Origin of the sequence: Martinezella rhizogenes, assembly GCF_000799715.1 — a bacterium.
Lineage (GTDB): Bacteria > Pseudomonadota > Alphaproteobacteria > Rhizobiales > Rhizobiaceae > Rhizobium > Rhizobium rhizogenes_C.
In genome coordinates this window covers 1,368,453-1,393,525 of sequence record NZ_JUHG01000011.1, presented here as the reverse complement: position 1 = coordinate 1,393,525, position 25,073 = coordinate 1,368,453, and the positions used below count along the sequence as shown (strand labels likewise).

General features: G+C 60.4%; 28 protein-coding genes, 1 other RNA gene and 1 pseudogene. 21 read left to right on the top strand and 9 right to left on the bottom strand.

What is annotated here, in order from left to right:
* Positions 1-306: 306 nt before the first annotated feature.
* The 3 genes and pseudogenes from EX00_RS10640 to tkt all read right to left on the bottom strand — a co-directional run bounded on the left by EX00_RS10640 (position 307) and on the right by tkt (position 3,948).
* Positions 307-889 (bottom strand): annotated as a pseudogene (locus EX00_RS10640) (putative glycolipid-binding domain-containing protein).
* A gap of 2 nt (positions 890-891) precedes the next feature.
* Positions 892-1,902 (bottom strand): type I glyceraldehyde-3-phosphate dehydrogenase, encoded by a 1,011-nt coding sequence (gene gap, locus EX00_RS10635; RefSeq protein ID WP_047456914.1) that lies wholly within the window; start codon positions 1,900-1,902, stop codon positions 892-894.
* A 63-nt stretch (positions 1,903-1,965) separates the two neighbouring features.
* Positions 1,966-3,948, bottom strand: a complete 1,983-nt coding sequence (tkt, locus tag EX00_RS10630; protein ID WP_047456913.1) for a transketolase — start codon at positions 3,946-3,948, stop codon at positions 1,966-1,968.
* 401 nt (positions 3,949-4,349) lie between these two features.
* Here tkt and EX00_RS10625 point away from each other — a divergent pair, with 401 nt between their 5' ends.
* The 3 genes from EX00_RS10625 (at position 4,350) to ssrS (ending at position 5,285) form a co-directional block, all read left to right on the top strand.
* Positions 4,350-4,625 (top strand): DUF4164 domain-containing protein, encoded by a 276-nt coding sequence (locus EX00_RS10625; RefSeq protein WP_047456911.1) that lies wholly within the window; start codon positions 4,350-4,352, stop codon positions 4,623-4,625.
* 51 nt (positions 4,626-4,676) lie between these two features.
* A complete protein-coding gene (locus EX00_RS10620; protein WP_047456908.1) occupies positions 4,677-5,054 on the top strand; it encodes a cell division protein ZapA in 378 nt (125 codons plus the stop codon).
* A gap of 72 nt (positions 5,055-5,126) precedes the next feature.
* Positions 5,127-5,285: non-coding RNA, 6S RNA (gene ssrS, locus EX00_RS31025), on the top strand.
* 63 nt (positions 5,286-5,348) lie between these two features.
* On the opposite strand, the gene EX00_RS10615 is transcribed toward ssrS, so the two are convergent.
* Both EX00_RS10615 and EX00_RS10610 read right to left on the bottom strand, forming a co-directional pair.
* Complete coding sequence (locus EX00_RS10615; RefSeq protein WP_047456906.1) at positions 5,349-6,065, bottom strand: SDR family oxidoreductase; 717 nt, start codon at positions 6,063-6,065, stop codon at positions 5,349-5,351.
* Between the two features lie 47 nt (positions 6,066-6,112).
* Positions 6,113-6,931 (bottom strand): SDR family NAD(P)-dependent oxidoreductase, encoded by an 819-nt coding sequence (locus tag EX00_RS10610; protein ID WP_047456904.1) that lies wholly within the window; start codon positions 6,929-6,931, stop codon positions 6,113-6,115.
* 101 nt (positions 6,932-7,032) lie between these two features.
* On the opposite strand from EX00_RS10610, the gene EX00_RS10605 reads away from it, so the two are divergent.
* Positions 7,033-7,911 carry a helix-turn-helix transcriptional regulator gene (locus EX00_RS10605; RefSeq protein WP_047456902.1) on the top strand — a complete coding sequence of 293 codons (879 nt, stop codon included), beginning with the start codon at positions 7,033-7,035 and terminating at the stop codon, positions 7,909-7,911.
* A gap of 12 nt (positions 7,912-7,923) precedes the next feature.
* Here EX00_RS10605 and EX00_RS10600 read toward each other — a convergent pair whose 3' ends face one another.
* A complete protein-coding gene (locus tag EX00_RS10600) occupies positions 7,924-8,247 on the bottom strand; it encodes an ArsR/SmtB family transcription factor (protein ID WP_047456901.1) in 324 nt (107 codons plus the stop codon).
* 74 nt (positions 8,248-8,321) lie between these two features.
* Here EX00_RS10600 and EX00_RS10595 point away from each other — a divergent pair, with 74 nt between their 5' ends.
* The 8 genes from EX00_RS10595 to EX00_RS10560 all read left to right on the top strand — a co-directional run bounded on the left by EX00_RS10595 (position 8,322) and on the right by EX00_RS10560 (position 17,423).
* Positions 8,322-8,804: an SRPBCC domain-containing protein gene (locus EX00_RS10595; RefSeq protein ID WP_047456899.1), complete on the top strand. Its 483-nt coding sequence runs from the start codon at positions 8,322-8,324 to the stop codon at positions 8,802-8,804.
* A gap of 357 nt (positions 8,805-9,161) precedes the next feature.
* Positions 9,162-11,771 (top strand): bifunctional lysylphosphatidylglycerol flippase/synthetase MprF, encoded by a 2,610-nt coding sequence (gene mprF, locus EX00_RS10590; RefSeq protein WP_047456897.1) that lies wholly within the window; start codon positions 9,162-9,164, stop codon positions 11,769-11,771.
* Entirely contained in the window at positions 11,768-13,165 is a 1,398-nt protein-coding gene (locus tag EX00_RS10585) for a virulence factor (RefSeq protein WP_047456896.1), read from the top strand. The genes mprF and EX00_RS10585 overlap by 4 nt, the downstream gene beginning before the upstream one ends.
* Positions 13,166-13,364: 199 nt before the next feature.
* On the top strand, positions 13,365-14,042 hold the full coding sequence (locus EX00_RS10580) for an HAD family hydrolase (RefSeq protein ID WP_047456894.1): 678 nt from the start codon (positions 13,365-13,367) through the stop codon (positions 14,040-14,042).
* Positions 14,043-14,145: 103 nt separating this feature from the next.
* On the top strand, positions 14,146-14,733 hold the full coding sequence (locus EX00_RS10575; protein ID WP_047456892.1) for a 5-formyltetrahydrofolate cyclo-ligase: 588 nt from the start codon (positions 14,146-14,148) through the stop codon (positions 14,731-14,733).
* Positions 14,734-14,735: 2 nt separating this feature from the next.
* Positions 14,736-15,560 (top strand): TIGR00282 family metallophosphoesterase, encoded by an 825-nt coding sequence (locus tag EX00_RS10570; RefSeq protein WP_047456891.1) that lies wholly within the window; start codon positions 14,736-14,738, stop codon positions 15,558-15,560.
* 127 nt (positions 15,561-15,687) lie between these two features.
* The gene (locus EX00_RS10565; protein ID WP_047456889.1) at positions 15,688-16,530 is read left to right on the top strand and encodes an MBL fold metallo-hydrolase; all 843 of its coding nucleotides are present in this window, start codon (positions 15,688-15,690) and stop codon (positions 16,528-16,530) included.
* A gap of 146 nt (positions 16,531-16,676) precedes the next feature.
* Entirely contained in the window at positions 16,677-17,423 is a 747-nt protein-coding gene (locus EX00_RS10560) for a YebC/PmpR family DNA-binding transcriptional regulator (RefSeq protein WP_047456888.1), read from the top strand.
* Between the two features lie 57 nt (positions 17,424-17,480).
* Here EX00_RS10560 and EX00_RS10555 read toward each other — a convergent pair whose 3' ends face one another.
* Positions 17,481-18,479 carry an LLM class flavin-dependent oxidoreductase gene (locus tag EX00_RS10555; RefSeq protein ID WP_047456887.1) on the bottom strand — a complete coding sequence of 333 codons (999 nt, stop codon included), beginning with the start codon at positions 18,477-18,479 and terminating at the stop codon, positions 17,481-17,483.
* 193 nt (positions 18,480-18,672) lie between these two features.
* Between EX00_RS10555 and ruvC the strand changes: the two genes are divergently transcribed.
* The 9 genes from ruvC to EX00_RS10510 are packed head-to-tail and all read left to right on the top strand — an operon-like array spanning position 18,673 to position 23,387.
* Positions 18,673-19,185, top strand: a complete 513-nt coding sequence (gene ruvC, locus EX00_RS10550) for a crossover junction endodeoxyribonuclease RuvC (protein ID WP_047456886.1) — start codon at positions 18,673-18,675, stop codon at positions 19,183-19,185.
* A gap of 55 nt (positions 19,186-19,240) precedes the next feature.
* Positions 19,241-19,504, top strand: coding sequence for an AbrB/MazE/SpoVT family DNA-binding domain-containing protein (locus EX00_RS10545; RefSeq protein ID WP_047456884.1), 264 nt, complete (start codon positions 19,241-19,243; stop codon positions 19,502-19,504).
* On the top strand, positions 19,482-19,901 hold the full coding sequence (locus EX00_RS10540; RefSeq protein WP_047456883.1) for a type II toxin-antitoxin system VapC family toxin: 420 nt from the start codon (positions 19,482-19,484) through the stop codon (positions 19,899-19,901). Before EX00_RS10545 ends, EX00_RS10540 begins: the two co-directional genes overlap by 23 nt.
* Before the next feature lie 12 nt (positions 19,902-19,913).
* Positions 19,914-20,528, top strand: coding sequence for a Holliday junction branch migration protein RuvA (gene ruvA / locus EX00_RS10535; RefSeq protein ID WP_047456882.1), 615 nt, complete (start codon positions 19,914-19,916; stop codon positions 20,526-20,528).
* 56 nt (positions 20,529-20,584) lie between these two features.
* Positions 20,585-20,845: an AbrB/MazE/SpoVT family DNA-binding domain-containing protein gene (locus tag EX00_RS10530; RefSeq protein ID WP_047456881.1), complete on the top strand. Its 261-nt coding sequence runs from the start codon at positions 20,585-20,587 to the stop codon at positions 20,843-20,845.
* Entirely contained in the window at positions 20,842-21,240 is a 399-nt protein-coding gene (locus EX00_RS10525; protein WP_047456879.1) for a PIN domain-containing protein, read from the top strand. Before EX00_RS10530 ends, EX00_RS10525 begins: the two co-directional genes overlap by 4 nt.
* Positions 21,237-22,280, top strand: coding sequence for a Holliday junction branch migration DNA helicase RuvB (gene ruvB / locus EX00_RS10520; RefSeq protein ID WP_047456876.1), 1,044 nt, complete (start codon positions 21,237-21,239; stop codon positions 22,278-22,280). Before EX00_RS10525 ends, ruvB begins: the two co-directional genes overlap by 4 nt.
* Positions 22,281-22,299: 19 nt before the next feature.
* Positions 22,300-22,809, top strand: a complete 510-nt coding sequence (locus EX00_RS10515) for an NUDIX hydrolase (protein WP_047457697.1) — start codon at positions 22,300-22,302, stop codon at positions 22,807-22,809.
* Positions 22,810-22,823: 14 nt separating this feature from the next.
* Positions 22,824-23,387, top strand: a complete 564-nt coding sequence (locus EX00_RS10510; RefSeq protein WP_047456875.1) for a DinB family protein — start codon at positions 22,824-22,826, stop codon at positions 23,385-23,387.
* Between the two features lie 46 nt (positions 23,388-23,433).
* On the opposite strand, the gene bioB is transcribed toward EX00_RS10510, so the two are convergent.
* Positions 23,434-24,420, bottom strand: a complete 987-nt coding sequence (bioB, locus tag EX00_RS10505) for a biotin synthase BioB (RefSeq protein WP_047456874.1) — start codon at positions 24,418-24,420, stop codon at positions 23,434-23,436.
* Positions 24,417-24,992 (bottom strand): biotin transporter BioY, encoded by a 576-nt coding sequence (locus EX00_RS10500; RefSeq protein ID WP_047456872.1) that lies wholly within the window; start codon positions 24,990-24,992, stop codon positions 24,417-24,419. Before EX00_RS10500 ends, bioB begins: the two co-directional genes overlap by 4 nt.
* Between the last annotated feature and the right edge of the window lie 81 nt (positions 24,993-25,073).

Sequence of the window (25,073 nt, the reverse complement as noted above, 5' to 3'; positions counted from 1 at the left end):
CCGGGCGCGCGCCCGGATCGATCGCAATTCTCCCCACCATCCAGTATGCTGTCGCGCAGTTTGAAATTAGTAAAACAAATATTGTCGGGGAGGGCGTCAGGATCAAAACCCGCTCCGATGGCTGCGACTTCATGGTGTGATGCGCTTCGCCAGAACGACGAATCGATTCCGGAATGCCCTAGGGAGAATTCCTATCAAAAATTTATAGGTAAATCTGGACCATAGCAGGGCAGGCAGGGGGAAGATTTGGGCGGATTGGAGGAATAATGTGGGCTATGGGCAACTGCCTGCGATATCCGCAGAGGTTCAAACATCCACACGCCTGAAATAGATCGGATAGTCGATCACCAGGCCGTCCGCATCGACAGGCAGGTCGACGGTGAACCCTGTCTTCCGCAGCGTAGCGATAAAGCTTTTCCGGGGTGATGCAGGTGTAGCGCTGGCCGTCGCGCACGGGTTCGAAGCTGTCGAAGGGAATGTAGAGCATCGAGAGCTTCACTGTCCCGTCTTCCGGCATCATCTCGAGCCTGCGGATCGGCAGGCTGTTGGTGAAGGGCGAACCATAGAGATCGATGTCGATGCAGCCGTCGAATTGCGGCAAGGCAAGACCGTCTTCGGTTTGCCAATGGCCCTTGCCGTCCGAGGAGAGGGCAAGACGCCGGCCGTCGGTGGTTTCGATCGAGAAAGAGAGGACGGTCCAGTCGACTGCGCAATCGATGCGGTAGAAGACGCCGTAGGGCGAGCCGCCACGGCCGCCGATAATGGTGCCACAGGCGCGAATGGCCGCGCCGGTGGCAGTATTGATAGGAGCGATCGTCAGATGCTCCAGCCCGTCTCCTTCCAGCGGACGCCAGCGAACTGTCGTCGGAAGGAGAGGGCGGAAAGCCATGGTTAGATCAGCTTGGCAAACGCGACGGCCGTGTCGGACATGCGGCTGGAGAAGCCCCATTCGTTGTCGTACCAGGTGAGGATACGCACGAAGTTGCCTTCCATGACCTTGGTCTGGTCGGTCGCGAAGATCGACGAGTGGCTGTCATGGTTGAAGTCGCGGGAAACCAGCGGCTCGTCGGTGTAGCCGAGGATGCCCTTCAGCTTGCCGTTTGATGCAGCCTTGATAGCTTCGTTGATTTCTCCGACCGTCGTTGCCTTCTTGGACACGAACTTGAAGTCGACAACCGAGACGTTGGGGGTCGGAACGCGGATCGACGTGCCGTCGAGCTTGCCCTTCAGGTGCGGCAGAACGAGACCAACGGCCTTTGCGGCGCCCGTCGAGGTCGGGATCATGGACAGGGCTGCGGCGCGGGCGCGGTACAGGTCCTTGTGCATGGTGTCGAGCGTCGGCTGGTCGCCGGTGTAGGAGTGGATGGTCGTCATGAAGCCATGGTCGATACCGACGGCGTCGTCGAGAACCTTAACGACCGGCACCAGGCAGTTCGTGGTGCAGGACGCGTTGGAGATGACCAGGTGCTCCTTGGTGAGCTGGTCGTGGTTGACGCCGAAAACGACAGTCAGGTCGGCGCCGTCAGCAGGAGCCGAAATGATGACGCGCTTGGCGCCGGCCGTCAGGTGTGCGGCAGCCTTGTCGCGAGACGTGAAGATGCCGGTGCATTCCATCGCGATGTCAACGCCAAGATCGCGATGCGGCAGCGTTGCCGGATCCTTGATCGCCGTGACCCTGATCGGCTTGCCGCCGCCAACGATGATCGTGTCGCCTTCGACCTTCACTTCGGCCGGGAAACGGCCGTGGATCGAGTCGTAGCGCAGAAGGTGGGCATTGGTCTCGACCGGGCCGAGGTCGTTGATGGCAACGACTTCGATGTCGGTGCGGCCGGACTCGACGATGGCGCGCAGAACGTTGCGGCCGATACGGCCAAAGCCGTTGATGGCAACTTTTACAGTCATTCAATTCACTCCCGTTTACTCAGGGCGGTTATCTAGTGGAAATGAGAGCGCTTGTCAGCGCCCTCAGGAAAGCTTTGCCTCGGCGGCGGCGACAACCGCTTCCTTGGTGATGCCGAAATGGTTGTAGACGTCCTTATAAGGTGCAGAAGCGCCGAAGCTCTTCATGCCGATGAATGCGCCTTCCGGACCGATGAAGGCGTCCCAGCCTTCGCGAACGCCGGCTTCGACGGCAATCTTGATCGGCGAGTTGCCGAGCACTTCCTTACGGTAGGCGTCCGGCTGCTCGAAGAATAGCTCCGTGCAGGGAACGGAAACGACGCGGGTGGAAATGCCCTTGCCTTCAAGTTCCGTGCGGGCGGCAACGGCGAGTTCGACTTCGGAGCCCGAAGCGAAGATCGTCACCTTGGCATCGGCATTGCCGGCCAGCGTATAGGCGCCGAGTTCGCAGAGGTTCTTCTCGCTGTATTCGGTACGGGCAGCGAGCAGGTTCTGGCGGGTAAGCGCGAGGCCCGAAGGACGGTTGGCCGTCTTCATCGCGATCTGCCAGCATTCCGCCGTTTCGGTGGCGTCCGCCGGACGGAACAGCATGAAGTTCGGGATAGCGCGCAGGCTGGCGACCTGCTCGACGGGCTGGTGCGTCGGGCCGTCTTCGCCGACGCCGATCGAGTCATGCGTCAGAACGTGGATGGCGCGGATGCCCATCAGCGCCGCCAGCCGCAGCGGCGGACGGCAATAATCCGAGAAGATCAGGAACCCGCCGGAATAGGGGATCAGGCCACCATGCAGCGTGATGCCGTTCATGGCGGCTGCCATGCCGTGCTCTCGAATGCCCCAGTGCATGTAGCGTCCGGAGAAGTCGGTCGGGGTGATCGACTTCATCTGGCTGGTCTTGGTGTTGTTCGACGGCGTCAGGTCGGCAGAGCCGCCAATCGTTTCCGGAATGAAGCCGTTGATGATTTCGAGTGCGTCTTCCGATGCCTTGCGGGTTGCAAGCGTCGGCTTGGTTTCGGCGAGCTTCTTCTTGTAGTCGCTGATGGCGGCGTCGAAGCCGGCCGGCAGCTCGCCTGCAAAGCGGCGGGTGAATTCACCCTTCTTGCCCGCTTCGGCAGCGGCAAGACGGCCTTCCCAGGCTTCGCGCGTGCCAACCGAGCGTTCGCCAGCTGCGCGCCAATCGGCAAGGACGTCATTCGGGATGACGAAGGGCTCATAAGGCCAGTTCAGTGCAACGCGGGTTGCGGCGATTTCCTCGGCGCCGAGCGGCGAGCCGTGGACCTTGTGGGTGCCCTGCTTGTTCGGGGCGCCGAAGCCGATGACCGTCTTGCAGGCGATCATCGTCGGGCGGTCGGACTTATGGGCGGCTTCGATGGCGGCGGCAATGGCGGCCTGGTCGTGGCCGTCGACTTCGATCGTGTTCCAGTGAACGGCCTTGAAGCGGGCGACCTGGTCGGTCGAATCCGAGAGTGAGACAGCGCCATCGATGGTGATCGAGTTGTTGTCCCAGAAGAGGATGAGCTTGTTGAGCTTCAGGTGGCCTGCGAGCGCAATGGCTTCGTGGCTGATGCCTTCCATCAGGCAGCCGTCACCGCACATGGCATAGGTGTAGTGATCCTGCAGCTCCGAGCCGAACTCCTCGCGCAGCTTGCGCTCGGCGATCGCCATGCCGACGGCATTGGCAATGCCCTGGCCGAGCGGGCCTGTGGTGGTTTCGATGCCGGTGGCGTGACCATATTCCGGATGGCCGGCGGTCTTGGAGCCGAGCTGACGGAAGCGCTTGAGTTCCTCGACCGTCATGTCGGGATAGCCGGTCAGATACAGGACCGAATAAAGCAGCAAGGAGCCGTGGCCGGCCGACAGAACGAAGCGGTCACGGTCCGGCCAGCGCGGGTTCTTCGGATCGAAACGCAGATATTTGCTAAAGAGAACCGTGGCGACATCAGCCATCCCCATCGGCAGACCGGGATGACCGGAGTTGGCCTTCTCGACAGCATCCATGGCAAGGAAACGGATCGCATTCGCCATCCGGTCGTGTTGTTCGCGAGAGATCATGGTTTTTCCGCAGTGTTCCGGGTTCGGGGGGATGGCCACACGCTTGAAAAGCAGGGTCACCGGTTAAAGACGGCCGAAGCGGAGAAGCGTCTGCCAACTCCACTTTCAGCACTGCCTCAGGCGGCTGAGACATAGCAGTTAGGGCGCGCAAGTCAATAAATCCACCGGTCGATACGGGGGTGGTTTGGCATTTTTTTGACATTTGCCCGCTGACTTTGACAAAAGACGACAATGGTAAGACAAAGCCTGTGTAAGCTGCAAAGGTGACCGTCATCCACAGATTAGGCCACCTGCCGCATGGCCGCCTTTATTGACGTACAGTTGCTGAGTTGAATATTGTTGGGAAATCAGACAAGTGGCCGGATATTCTGATTCGGGCCTTGCGCGGAGACTCGAAAGGCATGGAGCCCTCAGGCAAAACGGTGGATGCGGCGCTCACTCAATTGCGCCAGGCGCTTTCGACTTTGGAGAGCGCCGTCGATGGACGGTTTGAACGCGAACGCGCGCAAAGCGATGTCGAGGGCGAAGTTCGCCGGGTGCATGCCGATCGTTCGCGTCTCGCCCAGGAACTCGACCAGGCGGAGTTCCGAGCGAACAGGCTCGAAGAAGTCAATCGCGAAGTGTCGCGCCGGCTTGTGACGGCGATGGAAACCATAAGAGCCGTGCTCGACCGCTGATCCCCTTGGGGACGCAGCTGTCGCGTTCAGCGGCAATGATCGGAAAGTCGAATGGCGCAGGTAACGGTAACGATCGACGGCAAAGCCTACCGGATGGCCTGTGAAGAGGGCCAGGAAGCGCATCTGACGGATCTCGCCACCCGCTTCGACCGCTATGTCATGCATCTGAAGAGCCAGTTCGGCGAAATCGGCGATCTGCGCGTCACCGTGATGGCAGGCATCATGATCATGGACGAAGTGTCGGAACTGACGCGGCGGATCACGGCGCTCGAAGCCGAACTCGAAACCTTGCGCGGCAACCGTGACACCGTACTTGCGGCGAATACCCGCAACGAGGAGACGCTGGCGACCGTCATCGACGAGGTTGCGACCCGCATTCGCGGCATCACAGAAAAGCTCACGGCCCGTCCGGGCGCTGAGCCGACCTGAGACTTTCGTTTATTTCTCAGACTGGGCATCGCAGCCACTGGTACAAGGCGACAAACCTCTTTATATAGAGGATGCGGTCTGCGCTTCCCGACAGGAACCACAATCCCTGGGGCCATACTCGATCCAAAGGGAGCTGTCCCTGGCCAGGCCCGTGGGCTTGGACATATGGCGCCCACCTACGTTTGTAGGCACCCAGGATCGTAAAACTCCATCGGTCGTCGTGGATCGCTCTTTCTTCTCTCGTATTCGAAAAAAACGCCACTGCCGATATGACCGGCAATGGCGCGTGGCGGATTATTCACCGAGCCGGATGCCGCCGTCGCAGATCAGTGTGTGGCCGCTCATAAAGCCGTTGCCGATCAGAAAGCTGATGGCGTCTGCGATGTCTTCGGGGCGGCCGACACGTCCGACCGGCGTGCGCGCGGCAAAGCCGGCAAAGGTCGGACCTTTCTGATCTTCACCGAGGAAATCCCACCAGGGGGTGTCCACGACGCCGGGCGAAACGCAGTTTACTCGTATCGGCTTGAGTTCTACCGCGAGGATTGGCGCGAGAGCGGCTATTGCCGCGTTGATGGCACCGAGCCCCGCCGTTCCCGGCATGGCCGCCTGCGCCGAGACGGCGGAGACGAAGGTGATGCTGCCTGCTTTCGAGAGATAAGGGAGGCTGGCTTGCGCGCAGGCGAAATGCGCCATCGTCTTTTGCTCGAAGCCTTTTCTAAGATCGGCCAGATCGACGGTGGCCAAGGGACCGCCGCCATTGCCGCCGCCGAGCGCCAGAACCAGATGGTCGAGGGGTCCTATGGTTTCAAAGGTCTTGGCAAGCTCTGTGAGGTCGGACGCGTCCATGATGATTGTAGCGACGTCGCCGTTGAGGCTTTTCGCCGCCGCCCGCAGCTTCGCCGCATCGCGGCCGGTGATGGTAACCCGATAGCTCTTTTCGAGAAGATGGGCGGCGGTCGCAAGGCCGATGCCGGAGGAGCCGCCGATGATGACGGCATGTTGGGATGACATGATCTGTCTCCTTGTTGAGTTGACAATGATGAAGTTGCCGAAGGGGTTCAGCTGAGGCCAGTAAGGTCCTGGCTGAGGAGGCGAAGGCGCTGACGCGCGGTCGCGTCATAGGCCTGCGCATTGGCGCGGGAAGGGTGTCGCGCGTTGTAGTAAAGGCCGGTGCTTCCCTCGAGATCGGCACCCACGGCCAGATTGAGGATGGCGTCGGCGCCCTGGTCGACGGTGCTCATCGGCGCAACGCCGGCCTGGCGGACCATGGTGGTGTTCATGTAGGTCGCGGGATGCAGGCAATTGGCGGTAACGCTGGAGCCGGCCAGTTCCTCGGCGAGATCGAAGGTAAACATGATTTGCGCCAGTTTGCTCTGGCAATAAGCGCGCACGCCGCTATAGCCGCGTGTCAGCATGACATCCGAGAAGTCGATGGGTTGCTGGCCGACGGAGGAAACATTGACAATGCGGGCCGGGCCGCTCGCCTTCAACAGCGGCAGCAGCCGGCGCGTCAGCAGGAACCCGGCAAGGTAGTTCACCGCGAAGCGCAATTCGTGCCCGTCGCGGCTTACCTGGCGCCCGGCGCCGCCGTCGCCCGTGCCGATGCCGGCATTGTTGATCAGAATGTCGAGGCGATTGTAATCGCGCTCGATGGCGTCTGCGAGCGCGCGAACCTCGTCCAGCGATGAAAAATCGGAGGGGTAGAAGGCGGCTTTCCCGCCTGCTTCATCAATGCCGGCAAGCAGGCTTTCGGCGCGCGCCCGGTCGCGGCCGTGCACCAGCACCTCGCCGCCCGCCACCGCGAGCCTCTCGGCAACCCGGCGGCCGACGCCGTCGGTCGAGCCGGTGATCAGGATCGTCTTGTTGCTCATGTCCATCGCAATCGCCTCTATCTCGTCTCTTGAACGATATTTGGCAGTTTGCGGAAGCGGCAAACAGTTCTGACTTTATCCTAGTATTTATCCTGCTATGATGAGCCATGACCATCAGCCAGAACCAAACCATTCTGGACGCCCGGCGTCGTGAATTCGGAGCTTTCCTGCGCTCCCGTCGGGAGAAGCTGACGCCAGCAAGCGTCGGTCTTCCAGACGGATTTCGCCGGCGGACGCCGGGGCTCAGGCGCGAGGAAGTGGCGCTTCTCGCCGGTGTCGGCACCACATGGTACACATGGCTGGAGCAGGGACGCGACGTGCGCGCCTCGGTGGAAGTGCTGTCGGCGCTCGCCGATGCCCTCCAGCTCGATCCGGCCGAACGGCGGCATCTCTTTACCTTGAGCGATCGGCCGTCGACGGAACTTCCGATACATGGGCCGGAGGATGTGCCGGACGCGCTGCGGCGCATGCTTGCGAGCCTCACCGGCCAGCCGGCCTATGTCCTTGGCCGCCGCTGGGATGTGCTTGCCTGGAATGCGGCCGCCGTCGCGCTTTTCGGCGATTATGGCCTGCTGCAGGGCGATGCGCGCAACACCATCCATCGGGTGTTCACCGATCCCGCGCACCGGCAGCTGCTGGTCGATTGGGAGATCGTGGCGGCGAACTCGCTCGCCATGTTCCGCGCCGATAGCGCGCGCTATGCCGGCAATCCCGATTTCGAGCGGCTGATCGCCACTTTGACGCAGGCAAGCCCGGAGTTTCGCGCCTGGTGGCCGAGACAGGACGTATTGCGGCCGCTGGCGGGCCATAAACGCTTGCGCCATCCCTTGGGTGGGCTGATGAGTTTCGAATATACCGCACTTGCCGTCATCGACCGGCCCGACATGAAGCTGGTGGTTTACACGCCGCTCGACGAGGACGGGACTAGCGGGAAGCTTAGGGTGTTACTGGGGCGTAGCGGCATAGCCAATTCAGGGGCGTCGTGAACCCTCATCATCTCAGCCTTCGAGATCGCTCTTGAGCCTATCGAGAATCGACAAGGCATGGCCGGCATAGGCGCTGATCCAGCGGTCGTGAATCTGCTTGATCGGCAGGCTGTTCAGGTGGTTCCAACGCTCGCGGCCCTCTTTTTTGGCGATCACCAGCTCGGCTTCCTCCAGCACCTTCAGATGCTGCATCACCGTACACCGGTCCATATCCGGGAACGTCTCGCAGAGCATGCCCGTGGTTCTCGGCGCGTCCTTGAGAATATCGAGGATTTCGCGCCGGCGGCGGTGCGCTAGGGCCTTGAAAATGAGGTCGCTGTCTGATTCGCTTGACATGTTATAATTTTATAACATAATGGTGATCGATCGCAATGGAGAAACAGCGACGATCGGAAAGAGGAGGAGAAGCCATGACGTTGGATATCCGTATTTCAGGCCGCATCGGCCGCAAGGTCGAGGAAGTCTTCGACGCGGTCGTCAATCCGCGGAAGCTTTCGGGCTATTTCACCACTGTCGGCGGCGCCAGCGCGCCGCTCGTGGCGGGGACGACCGTCATTTGGTGGGAGAAAGCGCCGGTCGAGGTGAACGAGATCGAGCCCAATCGTCGCATCGTCTTTCACTGGGACGGTGGCGTCGATGAGGAGGGCGCACGCTATAGGACCAAGGTGGAGATGATGTTCGAAGCGCTCGATGATGGAGGTACCCTGGTGACGATCGCGGAATCCGGGTGGCGTGAGGATGCCGCCGGCCGTCGCGGCACTTACCTCAATTGCGAAGGCTGGACCCAGATGCTCTGCTGCATGAAGGCCTTCGTCGAATATGGCATCAATCTGCGGGAAGGGTTCTTCCTGAGCGAAATGCGCGGTGTGCCCGCCGAGGCACCTGATCGCTGAGAAGGGCAGGCGAGCTCACGCCGTGCGGTGATATGCGTCCGCAGGCGCCTGTCGAGGGAATATGACCCGCCTGAATGTTCTGATAGTGAACTGCATTCGCTTGCGGGCGATGCAGTTCACTTTTCTGTGTGGATAAGCTCAAATTCCGGGTGAATGACAAATTCCTTTTAATAATAACCGATTCATTGCTAGAGGAACGCGGCCTGCGCCAAAATTGCCCAAATTCAGAAACATGGGAACGCTCGAGAAAAAGAGCCCGTGGACAGACGTGCAGGCGACACCATAAAGATGCAATATTAGCGTTACTGCACATCCGAGCAAACGGGACCGGCGAAAGCCAATTCAAACAGGTAGAGCATGTCGACCCCAATCGATCTGGAAAAAGCCGATGAGGAACTGAAGGAGCGCGGCGGCATAAGCGGCTTTTTAAACAGCAACCGCACGCTGATCGTCGCCATCCTCACCGTCGCCGTGTTCTGTATCGCCGCCTATGCGATCTTCGATCTCACGAACGAAGTCCGCTATGACGACGTTGTGCACGCATTGGAGACGACAAAGTTCTCCTCCATCCTGCTTGCCCTGTTTTTTACGGGCCTCAGCTTCGCTTCGCTGATCTTCTACGACCAGAACGCGCTGGACTATATCGGCAAGCGCCTGCCGTTTCCGCATGTGGCGCTGACATCTTTCAGCGCCTATGCTGTCGGTAACACGGCCGGTTTCGGCGCGCTCAGCGCCGGCGCCATCCGCTATCGCGCCTATTCAAGGCTGGGATTGTCGCCCGATGACATTACCCGCGTCATTGCCTTCGTCACGCTGGCCTTCGGTCTTGGCCTCGCTGCCGTCGGCGCCATCGCGCTGCTGGTCATCGCCGATGAAATCGGCCCGCTGATCAATGTCGACGGCCTGTGGCTGCGGCTGATCGCCGGCGCCATTCTCGCAGCGCTTGCCGTCGTGATCGTCATCGGCCGCAACGGCCGCGAGGTGCAGATCGGGCCGATCGCCGTTCGCCTGCCGGATTCGCGCACCTGGTCTCGGCAATTCCTGGTGACCGCCTTCGATATCGCCGCCTCGGCCTCGGTGCTCTATGTGCTGCTGCCGGACACAGCCATCGGCTGGCCGGGTTTCCTTGCCATCTATGCCATCGCTGTCGGCCTCGGCGTACTGAGCCATGTTCCGGCCGGCTTCGGCGTGTTCGAGACGATCATCATCGCCTGGCTCGGCAGCTCGGTGAATGCCGACGCGGTTCTGGGTTCGCTGGTTCTCTACCGCGTCATCTACAACGTTATTCCGCTGGTGATCGCCATCCTGGCCGTTTCGGTGGCCGAACTGCGTCGCTTCGTCGATCATCCGGCCGCCTCCAGCATGCGCCGCATTGGCGGACGGCTAATGCCGCAATTGCTGTCGACTTTTGCGCTGTTGCTCGGGATAATGCTGGTGTTCTCGAGCGTGACGCCGACGCCCGATCAGAATCTCGAATTCCTCCGCGATCACCTGGCGTTACCCGTCGTCGAAGGAGCACATTTCCTTTCCAGCCTTCTTGGGCTGGCGATGATCGTTGCCGCTCGCGGCCTTGGCCAGCGTCTCGACGGCGCCTGGTGGGTCTCGATCTTCTCGGCTGTTCTAGCGCTGCTGCTATCCTTGCTGAAAGCCATCGCCATTGTCGAGGCCGGGCTGCTTGCCTTTCTCATTTTCAGTCTCGTCGTCAGCCGTCAACTCTTCACCCGACGGGCATCGCTGTTCAACCAAGCCCTGACGGCCGGGTGGCTGACGGCAATCGCGGTGATCTGCATCGGCGCCATCGTCATTCTGTTTTTCGTCTATCGCGATGTGGAATACAGCAACCAGCTCTGGTGGGAGTTCGAATTCACCGGTGAGGCGCCGCGCGGGCTTCGCGCCGTGCTCGGCATTTCCATCGTCTCGTCGGCGATCGCGATCTTCAGCCTGTTGCGGCCGGCGACGCCACGCCTGGAGCCGGTTTCCGAAGATGCGGTGGAGCGGGCTGTCGAGATCGTCCGCGACCAAGGCATCGCCGACGCCAATCTGGTGCGCATGGGCGACAAGAGCATCATGTTCTCGGAAAAGGGCGACGCCTTCATCATGTACGGCAAGCAGGGCCGCTCGTGGATCGCGCTGTTCGATCCGATCGGCCCCAAGCACGCGCTGCCTGAGCTTGTCTGGCGCTTCGTCGAAACCGCCCGCGCGGCGGGCTGCCGCTCGGTCTTCTATCAGATATCGCCGGCGCTTCTGTCCTATTGCGCCGATGCTGGTTTGCGCGCCTTCAAGCTCGGCGAGCTGGCGGTGGTCAACCTCACCAATTTCGAGCTGAAGGGCGGCAAATGGGCCAATCTTCGCCAAACTGCGAGCCGCGCGGTGCGCGACGGACTAGAATTTGCCGTTATCGCGCCGCAGCATGTGCCCGACATCATGGATCAGCTTGCCGAGGTTTCGGAATCGTGGCTTGCCGATCATAACGCCAAGGAAAAAGGCTTTTCGCTGGGTGCCTTCGATCCCGATTATGTGGCGTCGCAACCGATTGGCGTGCTGAAAAAGGATGATAAGATCGTCGCTTTCGCTAATATCCTGATGACGGAGACCAGGGAGGAGGGCTCTGTCGACCTAATGCGCTTTTCGCCTGATGCCCCGAAGGGATCGATGGATTTTCTGTTCGTGCAGATCCTCGAATATCTGAAGGAGCAGGGTTTCCAGCGCTTCAATCTAGGCATGGCGCCGCTGTCGGGCATGTCGAGACGGGAATCCGCGCCGGTTTGGGACAGGGTCGGGGGGACCGTGTTCGAGCATGGCGAACGCTATTACAATTTCAAAGGGCTTCGTGCCTTCAAATCCAAGTTTCATCCCGACTGGCAGCCACGCTATCTGGCCGTTTCGGGAGGTGTCAGTCCAATGATCGCGTTGATGGATGCCACATTCCTCATCGGGGGCGGACTTAAGGGGGTCGTGAGGAAATGATCTTGAAATACGCAACATCCCTGGCTTCCGCATTGCTGCTCACCGCAGGTCTTCTGATATCCGGCGCGGCGCGGGCGGACGAGGACGATACCAAATACGACCTCGGCATGATTTCCCCGCCGCATATCCTGCGCCCACAGGGCAAGGTGACGAGCGAGGTCATTCTGATCTCCGACGTTGGCGGCTGGGGCGACAAGGAAAAGGGTGTCGCCGACAAGCTTGTCGCTAACGGCACTCTGGTCATCGGCATCGATTATCCGTCCTTCCTGGCGTCGCTCAACAAATACGACGTCAGCCAGAATGACGGCTGCATCTACATGGTCTCGGATCTGGAATCGCTCAGCCAGCAAGTGCAGCGCTCCTTCGCCGACAGCACCTATCAGCTGCCGATCATCGCCGGTGTCGGCGCGGGCGGCGCCATGGCGTTGACGATTGCCGCGCAAACCCCGGATGCCACCGTCGCCGGCACGCTCGCCGTCGATCCGACGTCCGGCATTGCGCTGAAGCAGGAGCTTTGCACGCCCGCCGAAAAGAAGAGCGATGGCGACATGGTGTCCTTCGGTCTTCAGGAAGGCGCGCTGCCGAACCCGATCGTGGCGACATTCACGTCAAACGCTCCCAAGGACGGACGCGACCATGTCGAGGAGATCCAGAAGGATCATCCCGATGTCCAGGTGACCGATTCCGACGATGACGATACCTATGCCGCACTCAGCACCGGGTTGGCGGATCTGATGAAGACGATCGACAGCGAAAAATCGCCGCTCGGCCTGCCTGTCGACGTCATGGACACCAAGCCGACGGAAGACACCCTGGCGATCGTCTATTCCGGCGATGGCGGCTGGCGCGATATCGACAAGGAAGTCGGCAGCTATCTGCAGGACCAGGGTATTCCCGTCGTCGGCGTCGATACGCTGCATTATTTCTGGACGGAGCGCGATCCGCAGCAGACCGCCGACGATCTCGGCCGGATGATCCAGTACTACACCAAGCGCTTCAAGGTGAAGCATGTGGTGCTGGTCGGCTATTCCTTCGGTGCCGACGTGCTGCCGGCAAGCTATAATCGTCTGAAGCAAGCCGACAAGGACAAGATCGTGCAGATGTCGCTGCTGTCGCTATCGCGCAAGGTCGACTACGTGATCTCGGTCATGGGCTGGCTGGGCGCCACAAGCGCAGGCAAGGGCGGCGATCCCACCAATGACCTCAAATCGATCAATCCGAAGATGGTGCAATGCATCTACGGCAAGGACGATGACGAGGATGTCGCCTGCCCGGTCTTGACTGGTACCGGTGCCGAAGTCATCGCCATGGATGGCGGCCATCATTTCGACGACGATTACCAGACGCTGGCCAATCATATCATCAACGGCCTGAAGAGCAGGCTCGGCGAGTGATGCAGCGATCGCGCGGCGGCTTGGTCCGCCGCGCATGCTTCGCCAGCTATCCAGCCCCATGCGGCATGGCGGCGTTTTCCGCGTCTGCTGCCCAGCATTCATTTGCTTCCTGGCGCCGCTGCCGGTAGTCGGAAGAGAGACATTGCGAGTCGATCCCGGTTCGCCATGACCGACCCCGCCAACCGAGAGGGACTGAACCTTGTCCGCCGTATCGACTTCCGTCTTCGATAAAAGCTATTCCGGTTTCCTGTTTGACATGGATGGCACGATCATCAACTCGATCGCCGCCGCCGAGCGTGTCTGGGGCGATTGGGCGCGGGGCAAGGGGCTGGATGTCGAGAAATTCATGCCGACCATGCATGGCGCGCGTGGCATCGACACGATCGGCAAGCTGAACCTGCCGGGCGTCGATCCGGTCGCGGAATCGGCATTGATCATGGAGGCGGAAATTACTGATCTGGAAGGCGTCGTGCCGCTGCCCGGCGCCATCGAATTCCTGGCCTCGCTGCCGCCAGAGCGCTGGGCGATCGTTACTTCTTCGCCGCTTCGGCTCGCCCATGCACGGCTTGCCGCCGCCGGCATTCCGGTGCCGCGTTTCATGGTGACGGCCGAAGACGTCAAGGTCGGCAAGCCCGATCCGCAATGCTACATCCTCGGTGCCGAGCGCCTCGGGTTGCGGCCATCCGATTGCCTGGTTTTCGAAGACGTCATGGCCGGCATCAAGGCGGGCGAGGCCGCTGGCGCCGATGTCGTGGTGATTACGGCGACGCATTCTCATCCGCTCGAGACCGCTCATCCGACGTTGCCGAATTATAAGAATGTTCGGGCCCATATCGACGGAAATGGCCGGATGTCGGTGGTACGCAAGGCTGCTTGATGTCCGTCGACCATCATACGATCCGTCGTGTCGCTTTCGTGCATTGCATTAGGCCGCCGGCTCATTATGTTTTCCCGACATTGTTTCAATTCGTGAAAGCCTGATGACCCCCAAAGAGCTGAAAGCCCGATATCGCAACGAGCGCCTGGCGGCGCGCGACGCGATTCCGCCGGATGAGCGCATCGAGAAAGGGCTGGCGATGCTTGTCCATGCTGGCGACGCGATCGAGGTCGAGCCGGGGGCGATCGTATCCGGCTTCCTGCCGATCCGGTCGGAGGCCGATATTCGGCCGCTGATGGCGCGGTTACGGGAAAGGGGCGCGCGGCTCTGCGTGCCGGTCATCCTCGACAAGCTCACCATCGTCTTTCGCGAGCTCGTGCCCGGTGCGCCGCTGGTCCCTACCGGTTTCGGCACGGCGGGGCCGGGGCCGGAGGCTGCGGTTCTGGACCCCGAAGTCATGCTGGTGCCGCTTTCGGCTTTTGACGGCACCGGTCATCGTATCGGCTACGGCGCCGGCCATTACGACCGCGCCATCGATCGTTTGCATCAAAAAGGGTTGAATCCGCACCTGATCGGCATTGCATTCGACTGCCAGGAAGTGCCATCAGTACCCGCTGAGCCGCATGATGTCCGTCTGGACGCGATTTTGACCGAGAGCGGACTCAATTTTGTTTCCGTGGAGATTGAATAGGAATGCGGCTGCTTTTTTTGGGTGACATGGTCGGAAAGACCGGACGCGTTGCGGTATGGGATCGCCTGCCGGGCCTGGTTTCCGATCTGAAGCTCGACTTCGTCATCGTCAATGGCGAGAACGCCGCCGGCGGCTTCGGCATCACCGAGGATATTTTCCTCGAAACCATCAATGCTGGCGCCGATGTGGTGACCACAGGTAATCACGTCTGGGACCAGAAGGAAGCGGTGGTGTTCTGCGAGCGCCACGACCAGTTCTTGCGTCCGGCCAACTATCCGGCCGGCACGCCCGGTCGTGGTTCGAGCATCTATTATGCTCGTAACGGTGCCCGTGTGCTTGTTGCCAACATCATGGGCCGCGTCTTCATGCATCCGGAGCTGGACGATCCGTTCAAGTCAGCGGAAGCTATCCTCGATGCCTGCCCGCTGAAGGAACAGGCCGATGCCATCGTCTTCGATTTCCATGCCGAGGCGACCAGCGAGAAGCAGTGCTTCGGCCATTTCGTCGATGGCCGCGCCAGCTTTGTCGTCGGCACGCACACGCATGTGCCGACCGCCGATGCACAGATCCTGAACGGCGGCACCGCCTATATGTCGGATGCCGGCATGTGCGGCGACTACGATTCGTCGCTCGGCATGGAGAAGGAAGAGCCGCTCAACCGCTTCATCTCGAAGATGCCGAAGGGCCGTTTCGAGGCCGCCTCTGGCCCGGCAACCATCTGCGGCGTCGGCGTGGAGATTTCGGATGCGACCGGGCTTGCGGAAAAGATTGCGCCGCTGCGGCTCGGGCCGCGTCTGGCCGAGACCATTCCGGAGTTCTGGCGGTAACGACTGCCCAATTATCCATCGTCTGGCAGCAATGACGCGATTGTGAGCAATCTCGATCCGATTGCCGCTGGACCTGTCTCCAACCGTGCCGCATCCTCTCCGCTTCCGTAAGGCTTGAGGGGGTGGCATGATGGTGCGATTTCCTGTCTTCGCCGTGTTCTTCCTGCTCGCCTTGGCGGGTGGGCATGTCGCGGACGCCCAGGAAAAACCTTCCCGCCCTCAACCCAGCCAATGCCAGGCGATCGCGCAGTCTTTGCCGAAGGCGACGTTCGCGAGCTTTTCCGGTCCCGGCCCGACGCTTGCCAAGGATCCCGTCAATGGTGATGTGAAGATCACCTTCCTCGGTCATGCGACTTTCTTCATCGAAACGCCCGGCGGCGTATCGATCGCGACGGATTTCAGCGGCACCTATCCGCCGCCCTATCCGCCGACCGTCGTCACCATGAACAAGGCGCATCCGACGCACTACACGCTGACCCCGGACCCGGCGATCCAATATGTGCTGCATGGCTGGAGCGATACGCCCGGCGAGCCGGCAAAGGTTCACCTGACTGTCGGCGATACGCTGATCCGCAACGTCGTCACCGATATTCGCTCCTGGTCCGGTGGTATGGAGCCCAACGGCAATTCCATCTTCATCTTCGAGGTAGCGGGCCTCTGCATCGGCCATCTCGGGCACCTGCATTTCGAGCTCAACGATAAGCAATATGCCGAGATTGGCCGGCTCGATGTTGTCATGGTTCCGGTCGATGGCGGCCTGACCATGGGCGCGGACAGCATGAGCCGCGTGGTGAAGCGGCTGCGTTCCTCGCTGATCCTGCCGATGCATCGCTGGGGACCGCCGGTCGATCAGTTCCTGGCTCTCTTCGGTCCTGAATTCGACGTCGGCTACGCGCCGGGCGCGACGACCACCGTGTCGTTGAAGACGCTGCCGCGCAAGCCGCTGATCTATGTGCTGAAGGGGCTCTGAGCCGATCAGCATGGCTTCTCCATCAAAGCATGCTTGCAAAGGATCACAGCGAAGCGAGCCGTCCTTACGGGCTTTTTGCTTGAATGAAAGCCGCTTCGCTCTTATAAGGCGGCCCATTCCCAACAAAAGACGTGAACAGGGGTGCCATGGCTGGCCATTCACAGTTTAAAAACATCATGCACCGCAAGGGTCGTCAGGACTCGGTGCGTTCGAAAATGTTCTCGAAACTGGCGCGTGAAATCACCGTCGCCGCCAAGGCGGGTTTGCCCGACCCGACGATGAACGCAAGTCTGCGTCTGGCGATCCAGAACGCCAAGGCCCAGTCGATGCCGAAGGACAATATCGACCGCGCCATCAAGAAGGCGGCCGGCAGTGACGGGGAAAACTACGATGCGGTCCGCTACGAGGGCTATGGCCCTGGCGGCACGGCGATCATCGTCGAGGCTCTGACCGACAACCGCAACCGCACGGCTTCAAATGTTCGTTCGATCTTCACCAAGGCTGGCGGTGCGCTCGGCGAAACCGGCTCCGTCTCCTTCTCGTTCGACCATGTCGGCGAGATCACCTACAAGCCGACAGTCGGCGATGCCGACAAGGTGATGGAAGCAGTAATCGAAGCCGGCGCCGACGACGTCGAGAGCGACGAAGACGGCCACACCATCTTCTGCGGCTTCGAGGCGATGAACGAAGTCGCCAAGGCGCTGGAAGCGACGCTCGGCGAAGCCGAAACCGTCAAGGCGATCTGGCGCGCCCAGAACAACGTGCCGGTCGACGAAGAAAAGGCGCAGTCGCTGATGCGGCTCATCGACAGCCTGGAAGACGACGACGACGTGCAGAACGTCTATTCGAACTTCGAAGTCTCCGAAGAGGTCATGGCCAAGCTTTCTGCTTGAGTTGTGCGACCATTTGAAAAAAAGCCGGCCGCGGCAATGCGACCGGCTTTTTTGATTTTATAGCGTCTTCTGAAAACTCGGTAGCGTGGCGAATAGCTCCACCGATTTGAGCCGCGCCTCGATGTCGTGGACCGGCATCGAAATGATGACCTCGTCGGCTTCCGTATCCTTGATGAATTGCGAAAGCTTGGCCTCGGCAGTCGTGGGCGAGCCGACGACGGCGTAGCGCAGCGTGTGCTCGACATTCAGCTTTTCCATCGGCGTCCAGAAATCGTTCATGTCCTTGCGCGGACGCGGGAAGGGGCCGCGGACATTGCGGCGCAGATTGACGAACTGCTGCTCGGCCGAGGTGAAGTGATATTGCGCTTCCTCGTCCGTATCTGCCATCGAACCCATGACGCCGACCATGACATAGGGCTTGTCGAGTGTTGCCGACGGCGTGAAGCGATCGCGATAGATGGCGACGGCGTCGAGCAGGGCTTCCGGCGCGAAATGCGAGGCAAAGGCATAGGGCAGGCCGAGCATGGCGGCGAGATGGGCACTGTAGTGGCTGGATCCGAGCAGCCAGATCGGGATATTGGCGCCGTTGCCGGGCACGGCGAGGATCGATTGGTTCTCGTCGGCCGGGCTGAACAGATGTTGCAGTTCGATAATGTCATTGGGGAAGCTCTGTGCGCCGGCGTCGAGATTGCGGCGCAGCGCCTGGGCGGTTCGCATATCCGTGCCCGGCGCGCGGCCGAGGCCGAGATCGACACGACCGGGGAAGAGGGCTTCCAGCGTGCCGAACTGTTCGGCGATCACCAAGGGTGCATGGTTCGGCAGCATGACGCCGCCCGAGCCGATGCGGATGCGCGAGGTTGCGGCCCCAACATGGCCGATTACGACCGCCGTGGCGGCGCTGGCGACACCGGGCATGCCGTGATGCTCCGCCAGCCAGAATCGCGTGTAGCCAAGCTCCTCCGCCTTCTGCGCCATCCTCTTGGAGCCTTCAAAGGATTGACTGACAGTGCTGCCTTCGGCAACAGGCGAAAGATCGAGGATGGAAAAGGGGACCATGGCAAGAGACCTGCGTGGTGAAAGGGAGGATTGATCCTTCCCATGTAGGAGTGCGGACGCGCCATTCCAAACCCCATTCGGCATTTTCGTTGTCATGCTCTCAGAGCGGCGGAAACGGGCATCCTTTTGTGGTCTGTTTTTGTTTTGTTCACATTTTGCTGGCACATCTCAGCCTCGAAAGATAGGTTGACCCATGCAGAATACGATTCGCATCATCGGTATCGATCCGGGCCTGCGCCGTACAGGTTGGGGCGTGATCGACACGCTCGGCAATTCCCTGCGCTTCGTTGCCTCGGGAACGGTGACCTCGGATGGCGATATGGATCTTGCCTCCCGCCTCTGCCAGCTTCACGACGGACTTGCGGATGTCGTTCATAGTTACAAGCCGGATGAAGCCGCCGTCGAGCAGACCTTCGTCAACAAGGATGCGGTGGCGACGCTGAAGCTCGGCCAGGCACGCGGCATTGCCATGCTGGTACCGGCGCGCGCCGGCTTGCCGGTCGCCGAATATGCCCCGAATGCGGTTAAGAAAGCGGTCATCGGCGTCGGCCATGGCGAGAAGCGCCAGATCCATATGATGCTGAAGATCCTGATGCCGAAAGCGGAATTCAAAGGCGACGATGCCGCCGACGCGCTCGCCATCGCTATCTGCCACGCCCACAATCGCGGTGCCAACCGGCTGCGGCAGGCGGCATTGGCGGGGTAGTTTGTTCTTGACTTGTTCTGTTTTGGTTGCTAAGTAATACTGAAGAGGTATTACCATGCGTGTGACGGAAAAAGGTCAGGTGACCATCCCGAAAGAAATTCGAGACAGGTTGGGCATCGGTCCGGGCTCGGAGGTTGATTTTATTGCCTCTGGCAGTGGGGCGATGCTCGTCAAGATCGCTGAGGCGGTGGATCCGGCTATTCGCGATTTCGATGACTGGCTGGAGCGCGTCAGAGGTACGATGGACCTCGACGGCATGACGACGGATGAATTTATGGAATTTCTGAGAGGTCCGCGTGACGACGTCGACCCTCGTTGATACCAATATCTTCATCGATATCCTCGGCCCGGCATCGAGCCATCGGCAATGGTCCGCAAAATCGTTGAAGCAATGTATCGGCGAAGGCGACCTCGTTATAAGTCCGGTGGTTTGGTCGGAGCTGGCCGCTTCTCCTTTGAGTGAGGAGGATTTGACGGTTGCTTTGTCGTGGCTCGACATGAAGCGCGAAGCCATACCTTTTGAGGCGGCTTTTCGCGCCGGCAAAGCCCATCGTCTTTATCGGCTTGCTGGTGGTCAAAGAGAGAGGACGCTTCCCGATTTCCTTATTGGCGCCCATGCCGAGTGGCGACGGCACAGGCTGCTGACGCGAGATGCCTCGCGCTACCGTTCCTACTTTCCTTCACTTGACCTCATCACTCCCGAAACCCATCCCTGACGGACATCATTCATGATTGGCAAGTTGAAAGGCACTATCGAAGAGATCGGCGAGGACTATGCGCTCGTGGACGTGCATGGCGTCTGCTATGTCGCTTATTGTTCGGCGCGGACCCTGTCGAAGCTCGGATCCGTCGGCGAGGCCTGCATCCTTTTCATCGAGACCTATGTCCGCGAGGACCAGATCCGACTTTTCGGCTTCATGGCGGTGCTGGAGCGGGAATGGTTCAATCTTCTGCAAACCGTGCAGGGCGTCGGCGCCAAGGTGGCGTTGGCGCTGCTGTCGACCTTGACGCCGTCGGAGCTTGCCAATGCCATCGCGCTGCAGGATCGAACGGCCGTGTCGCGGGCGCCCGGTGTCGGCCCGAAGGTGGCGATGCGCATCGTCACCGAATTGAAGAACAAGGTACCGGCCTTTGCCGGCGACGCGACGAATATCGGCCTCAAGCAGGACCTGGGCGAGGGCGTTGCCTCGGCGCCGGTATCCGATGCCGTTTCGGCGCTCACCAATCTCGGCTATTCCCGCGACCAGGCCGCGAATGCCATCGCGGCCGCAATGAGGGTGGCCGGAGACGAGGCAGATAGTGCCAAGCTGATCCGGCTGGGTTTGAAGGAATTGGCGCGGTAATTCCTTGAATTTTTCTTCGCTCCTTACTATTGTTGTAAAGTAAGGAGGTGCGGATCATGACGGTATTTTACGGAACAATGACTTCGAAGGGGCAAACCACGGTGCCGGCGGAAGTGCGGGAAATTTTGAAGCTGAAACCAGGCGACAAGATTCGCTACGTGCATCGCAATGGGGAGATCATCTTGAAGGCAAAGAACAAGCGCTCAATCGATCTCGCTGGAAAGTTCTACGATCCGAACAGAGCTCCGATAACGATTGAAGAGATGGATGAGGCTATTGGGGACGCGATTGTCGAGCATGTCTTGGGTTCGAAATGATTGGACTTGATACCAATATTCTGCTCCGCTTTTTCCTGCAGGATGATCCGGGGCAGAATGAGAAAGTCGCACATCTCTTTGCGCGTTTGCCCGAGACCGGGCCTGGCTACATAAATTGCATTACCTTGATGGAGTTTGCCTGGTTTCTGCGTAAACGCATCAATTTAACGAGAGCGCAGGTCATGGAAGGCATTTCGGACCTTTTGGAGTCTGAGGATATCGTGCTTGAAGACGAGCCCGTTGTCGAAGAGGTGCTGGGAATGATGGCGGCATCTGAAATTGAGTTTGCCGATACGTTCATCGCACTCCGCAATAAGAATGCTGGTTGCGTCGCGACCATGACCTTCGATGCCAAAGCCGCGAAACGCATACCGGGAATGGAACTTCTGACATGAGTGAAGCCGCGCGCCTGATATCGCCGGAAAAGCGGGGCGAAGACCTGGATGTGACGCTCCGGCCGCAGTCGCTGGACGAATTCACCGGCCAGGCTGAAGCGCGTGCCAATCTGAAGGTCTTTATCGAGGCCGCCAAGGGACGAGGCGAAGCGCTGGACCATGTGCTGTTCGTCGGCCCGCCCGGTCTCGGCAAGACGACGCTGGCGCAGATCATGGCCAAGGAACTCGGCGTCAATTTCCGCTCTACCTCCGGCCCTGTCATCGCCAAGGCCGGCGATCTTGCCGCGCTCCTCACCAATCTCGAAGAGCGCGATGTGCTCTTCATCGATGAAATCCATCGACTCAGTCCGGCCGTCGAGGAAATCCTCTATCCGGCCATGGAGGATTTCCAGCTCGATCTGATCATCGGCGAAGGCCCGGCCGCGCGCTCGGTGAAGATCGATCTGGCGAAATTCACGCTGGTCGCCGCCACCACTCGTCTAGGCTTGCTGACGACGCCGCTGCGGGATCGCTTCGGCATTCCGGTCCGCCTGAGCTTCTATACCGTCGAAGAGCTGGAGCTCATTGTCAGGCGTGGTGCGCGGCTGATGGGGCTCGGCATCACCGAAGAGGGCGCGCGGGAGATCGCCAGGCGCGCTCGTGGCACGCCACGGATCGCCGGTCGCCTGCTGCGCCGCGTGCGCGATTTTGCCGAGGTTGCGAAAGCCGAAGCGGTAACGCGCGAGATCGCCGACGAGGCCCTGACGCGATTGCTGGTCGACAATGTCGGCTTCGATCAGCTCGACAAGCGCTATCTCAACATGATCGCCGTCAATTTCGGCGGCGGCCCGGTCGGTATCGAAACCATCGCCGCCGGCCTTTCCGAACCGCGCGACGCGATCGAGGATATTATCGAACCCTACATGATCCAGCAGGGTTTCATCCAGCGTACGCCGCGCGGCCGCGTGCTGACGGCGATTGCCTGGAAACATCTTGGCTTGCAGCCGCCGAAGGAGTTGGAGGCGGCGCAATTCGGGCTGTTCCAGGGAGAGGCCGAGTGATCGGTCCTGGATGAAGACAATGCCGAAACGCAGGCTCATCAAGCTGAATGCCGGTCAATCCCGGTTTCAGATGCGCGTAGCGGGTCTCGGCTTTCGCGAGGGGCATGTGCTTGTCCATCGTGCCGAGCACGAGCCGTTCTGGACCTTTCCGGGCGGCCGGGCGGAGATCGGCGAGACGTCGGAGGAGACGTTGCAGCGGGAGATGGTGGAGGAGCTGGGCGTCGAGGTGACGGTCGGGCGGCTGCTCTGGATGGTGGAGAATTTCTTCCACTACGAGCAACGCGACTGGCACGAGCTGGGGCTCTATTATCTGATGGATATCCCGCAGAGCTTTCCGTTCCACCCCGAGGAGATTATCCACCGCATCGAGGATGGCGACAACCATCTCGAATTCAAATGGGTGCGGGCGACGAAAGCGGCACTGGTCGCTCTCGATATTCCTCCCTATTTCATTGCCGACGAGATCGAGAGCCTGCCGTTGGCGCCGCGTCATCTGGTCTGGCGGGATGGCGACCTCGACAAAGCCTAGAGGGAGAGTGCCGCATGTCCGCTTTTGATCCGACCCGCGTCTTTCGCAAGCTGGCCTACAACAATGCCCTGGCGAACGCTCGACTCTATCGGGCTTGCGCTACGCTTCAACCCGGCGAGTTTGAAGCAAAACGTGTCAGCTTTTTTCCATCGATCAAGGCGACGCTCAATCATATCCTGATTGTCGACTGGTTTTATGTCGATGCGCTGGAAGGCGGCACGCTCGGCATGAAGGCTTTTGATGTTGATGAGCCGTTTGACGCACTCGAAGCCCTGTCGGTTGAGCAGGGCAAGGTCGACCGTCGGCTCGTCACTGTTTGCGAAACACTCGATCCCGACGCGCCGGCAAGGGTGATCGATCTTCATCGCAGCAATCGCATCCAGCGTGAGCGGACCGAGGATGTGCTCAGCCATCTATTCCAGCACCAGACCCATCATCGTGGCCAGGTGCATGCCATGCTAGCCGGCAGCCGCATTGCCCCGCCGCAACTGGATGAATTCATCGTTGCTGATGATGCCAGGTTTCGCGGCGAGGAATTGGCAGAGCTTGGCTGGGACGAAGCGACGCTGATGCGCTAATCGCATCGCCGTCGGCAAGCTCTCCTCCTTGGTTGCCTCTCCTTGCTCACGCCGCGGAAGCGGAAACGTGGTCGCAGTCCAACTCCCCGATCGCGGCAAAGAGTTCAGCATCCTCGCCAATGCCGGCATTGGGCGTTGTCAGCAGCGTATCACCGTAGAAGACCGAGTTGGCGCCTGCGACAAGACACAGGATCTGTGCTTCGCGATTGAGGTTCGACCGGCCGGCTGAAAGCCGCACCGTCGAGGTCGGCATGACGAGGCGGGCCGTGGCTACCATACGCACCAGCTCCAGCGGGTCTATCACCGGTCGCTTTGCCAGAGGCGTGCCCTCGACCGGAACAAGCGCATTGATCGGTACGCTCTCTGGATGCGGCTTCATTCCCGCTAGGATATGCAGCATAGAGGCACGGTCACGGATCGTTTCGCCCATGCCGATAATGCCGCCACAACACAGGTCGATGCCGAAGGAGCGCACCGTCGCCAGCGTATCCAGGCGGTCCTGATAGGTGCGGGTCGTGATGATCTGCCCGTAGAATTCCGGGCTGGTATCGAGATTGTGGTTGTAGGCGGTGAGGCCGGCGGCGGCGAGCCGTTCGGCCTGGTGGGGTTTCAGCATGCCGAGCGTGACGCAGGCTTCCATGCCGAGGGCCCGGACGCCCTCTACCATTTCGATGACGGCATCGAACTCGCGGCCGTCGCGGACCTGGCGCCAGGCAGCACCCATGCAGAAGCGCTCCGCTCCGGCCTCTCTGGCGGTCGCGGCCATCGCTACCACACTTACGGGATCCATCAGCCTGTCGCGGGTCAGATCGACCTCGCGATGATGCGCCGATTGCGGGCAATAAGCGCAATTTTCCGGGCAGCCGCCGGTTTTGATCGACAGCAGGCTGGCCTTCTGAACCTTGTTCGGGTCGTGATGCATGCGGTGCACAGCATTGGCTCGCCCGACAAGCTCCAGCAAAGGCAGATTGTGCAGGGCAACGATCTCGTCGATACCCCAGTCATGCCGCATCGTACCATCGGCCGCCATCATGAGCGCTTACCCCGAAGCTGCGCGAACACTGCCGGCAACATCGCTCCTCCTGCCGCGACAAGACTGATTTTCACAAGGTCGCCAAGCAGGAACGGAATGACGCCGACGCCAAGCAGGCGATCGAGCGGCACAAAGGCTGCGAGCCATGCTACGCCGAGCGCATAGACAGTTACGAGACCAATGAGCATCGCGCTCAGGCGTCCGAAGGTGCCATTACCAAGTGCCAGCGTGCCGACCATCCACGAGGCGACGAGATAACCGGCGAGATAGCCGCCTGTCGGCCCAGCCATATAGGCAAGCCCGATGCCGCGCTCCGGCGAGCCGGAGAAGACGGGCAGCCCCACAGCGCCGGCTGCGAGATAGGTCAGGAAAATCGCGACGGCGATGCGCGGCCCAAAGGTGACGGCAAAGGCCATGACAGCGAGCGTATGCAGGGTCATCGGCACAGGCCAGAACGGAATCTGCGTCTTGGCGGCAATCGTCATCAGCGCCGCGCCAGCAATGATTGTCAGCGCGGTTCTCACGGGAGATGTAAGCCGGCCCTCGATGGGGCTGGCGGCGGGGTGAGTCATGCTTCTCGCTCCTCAATGAAAAATTATAGATAATATTGCGATTCTATCGCTAAAATAATCTACAAAATCGAGACGATGGCA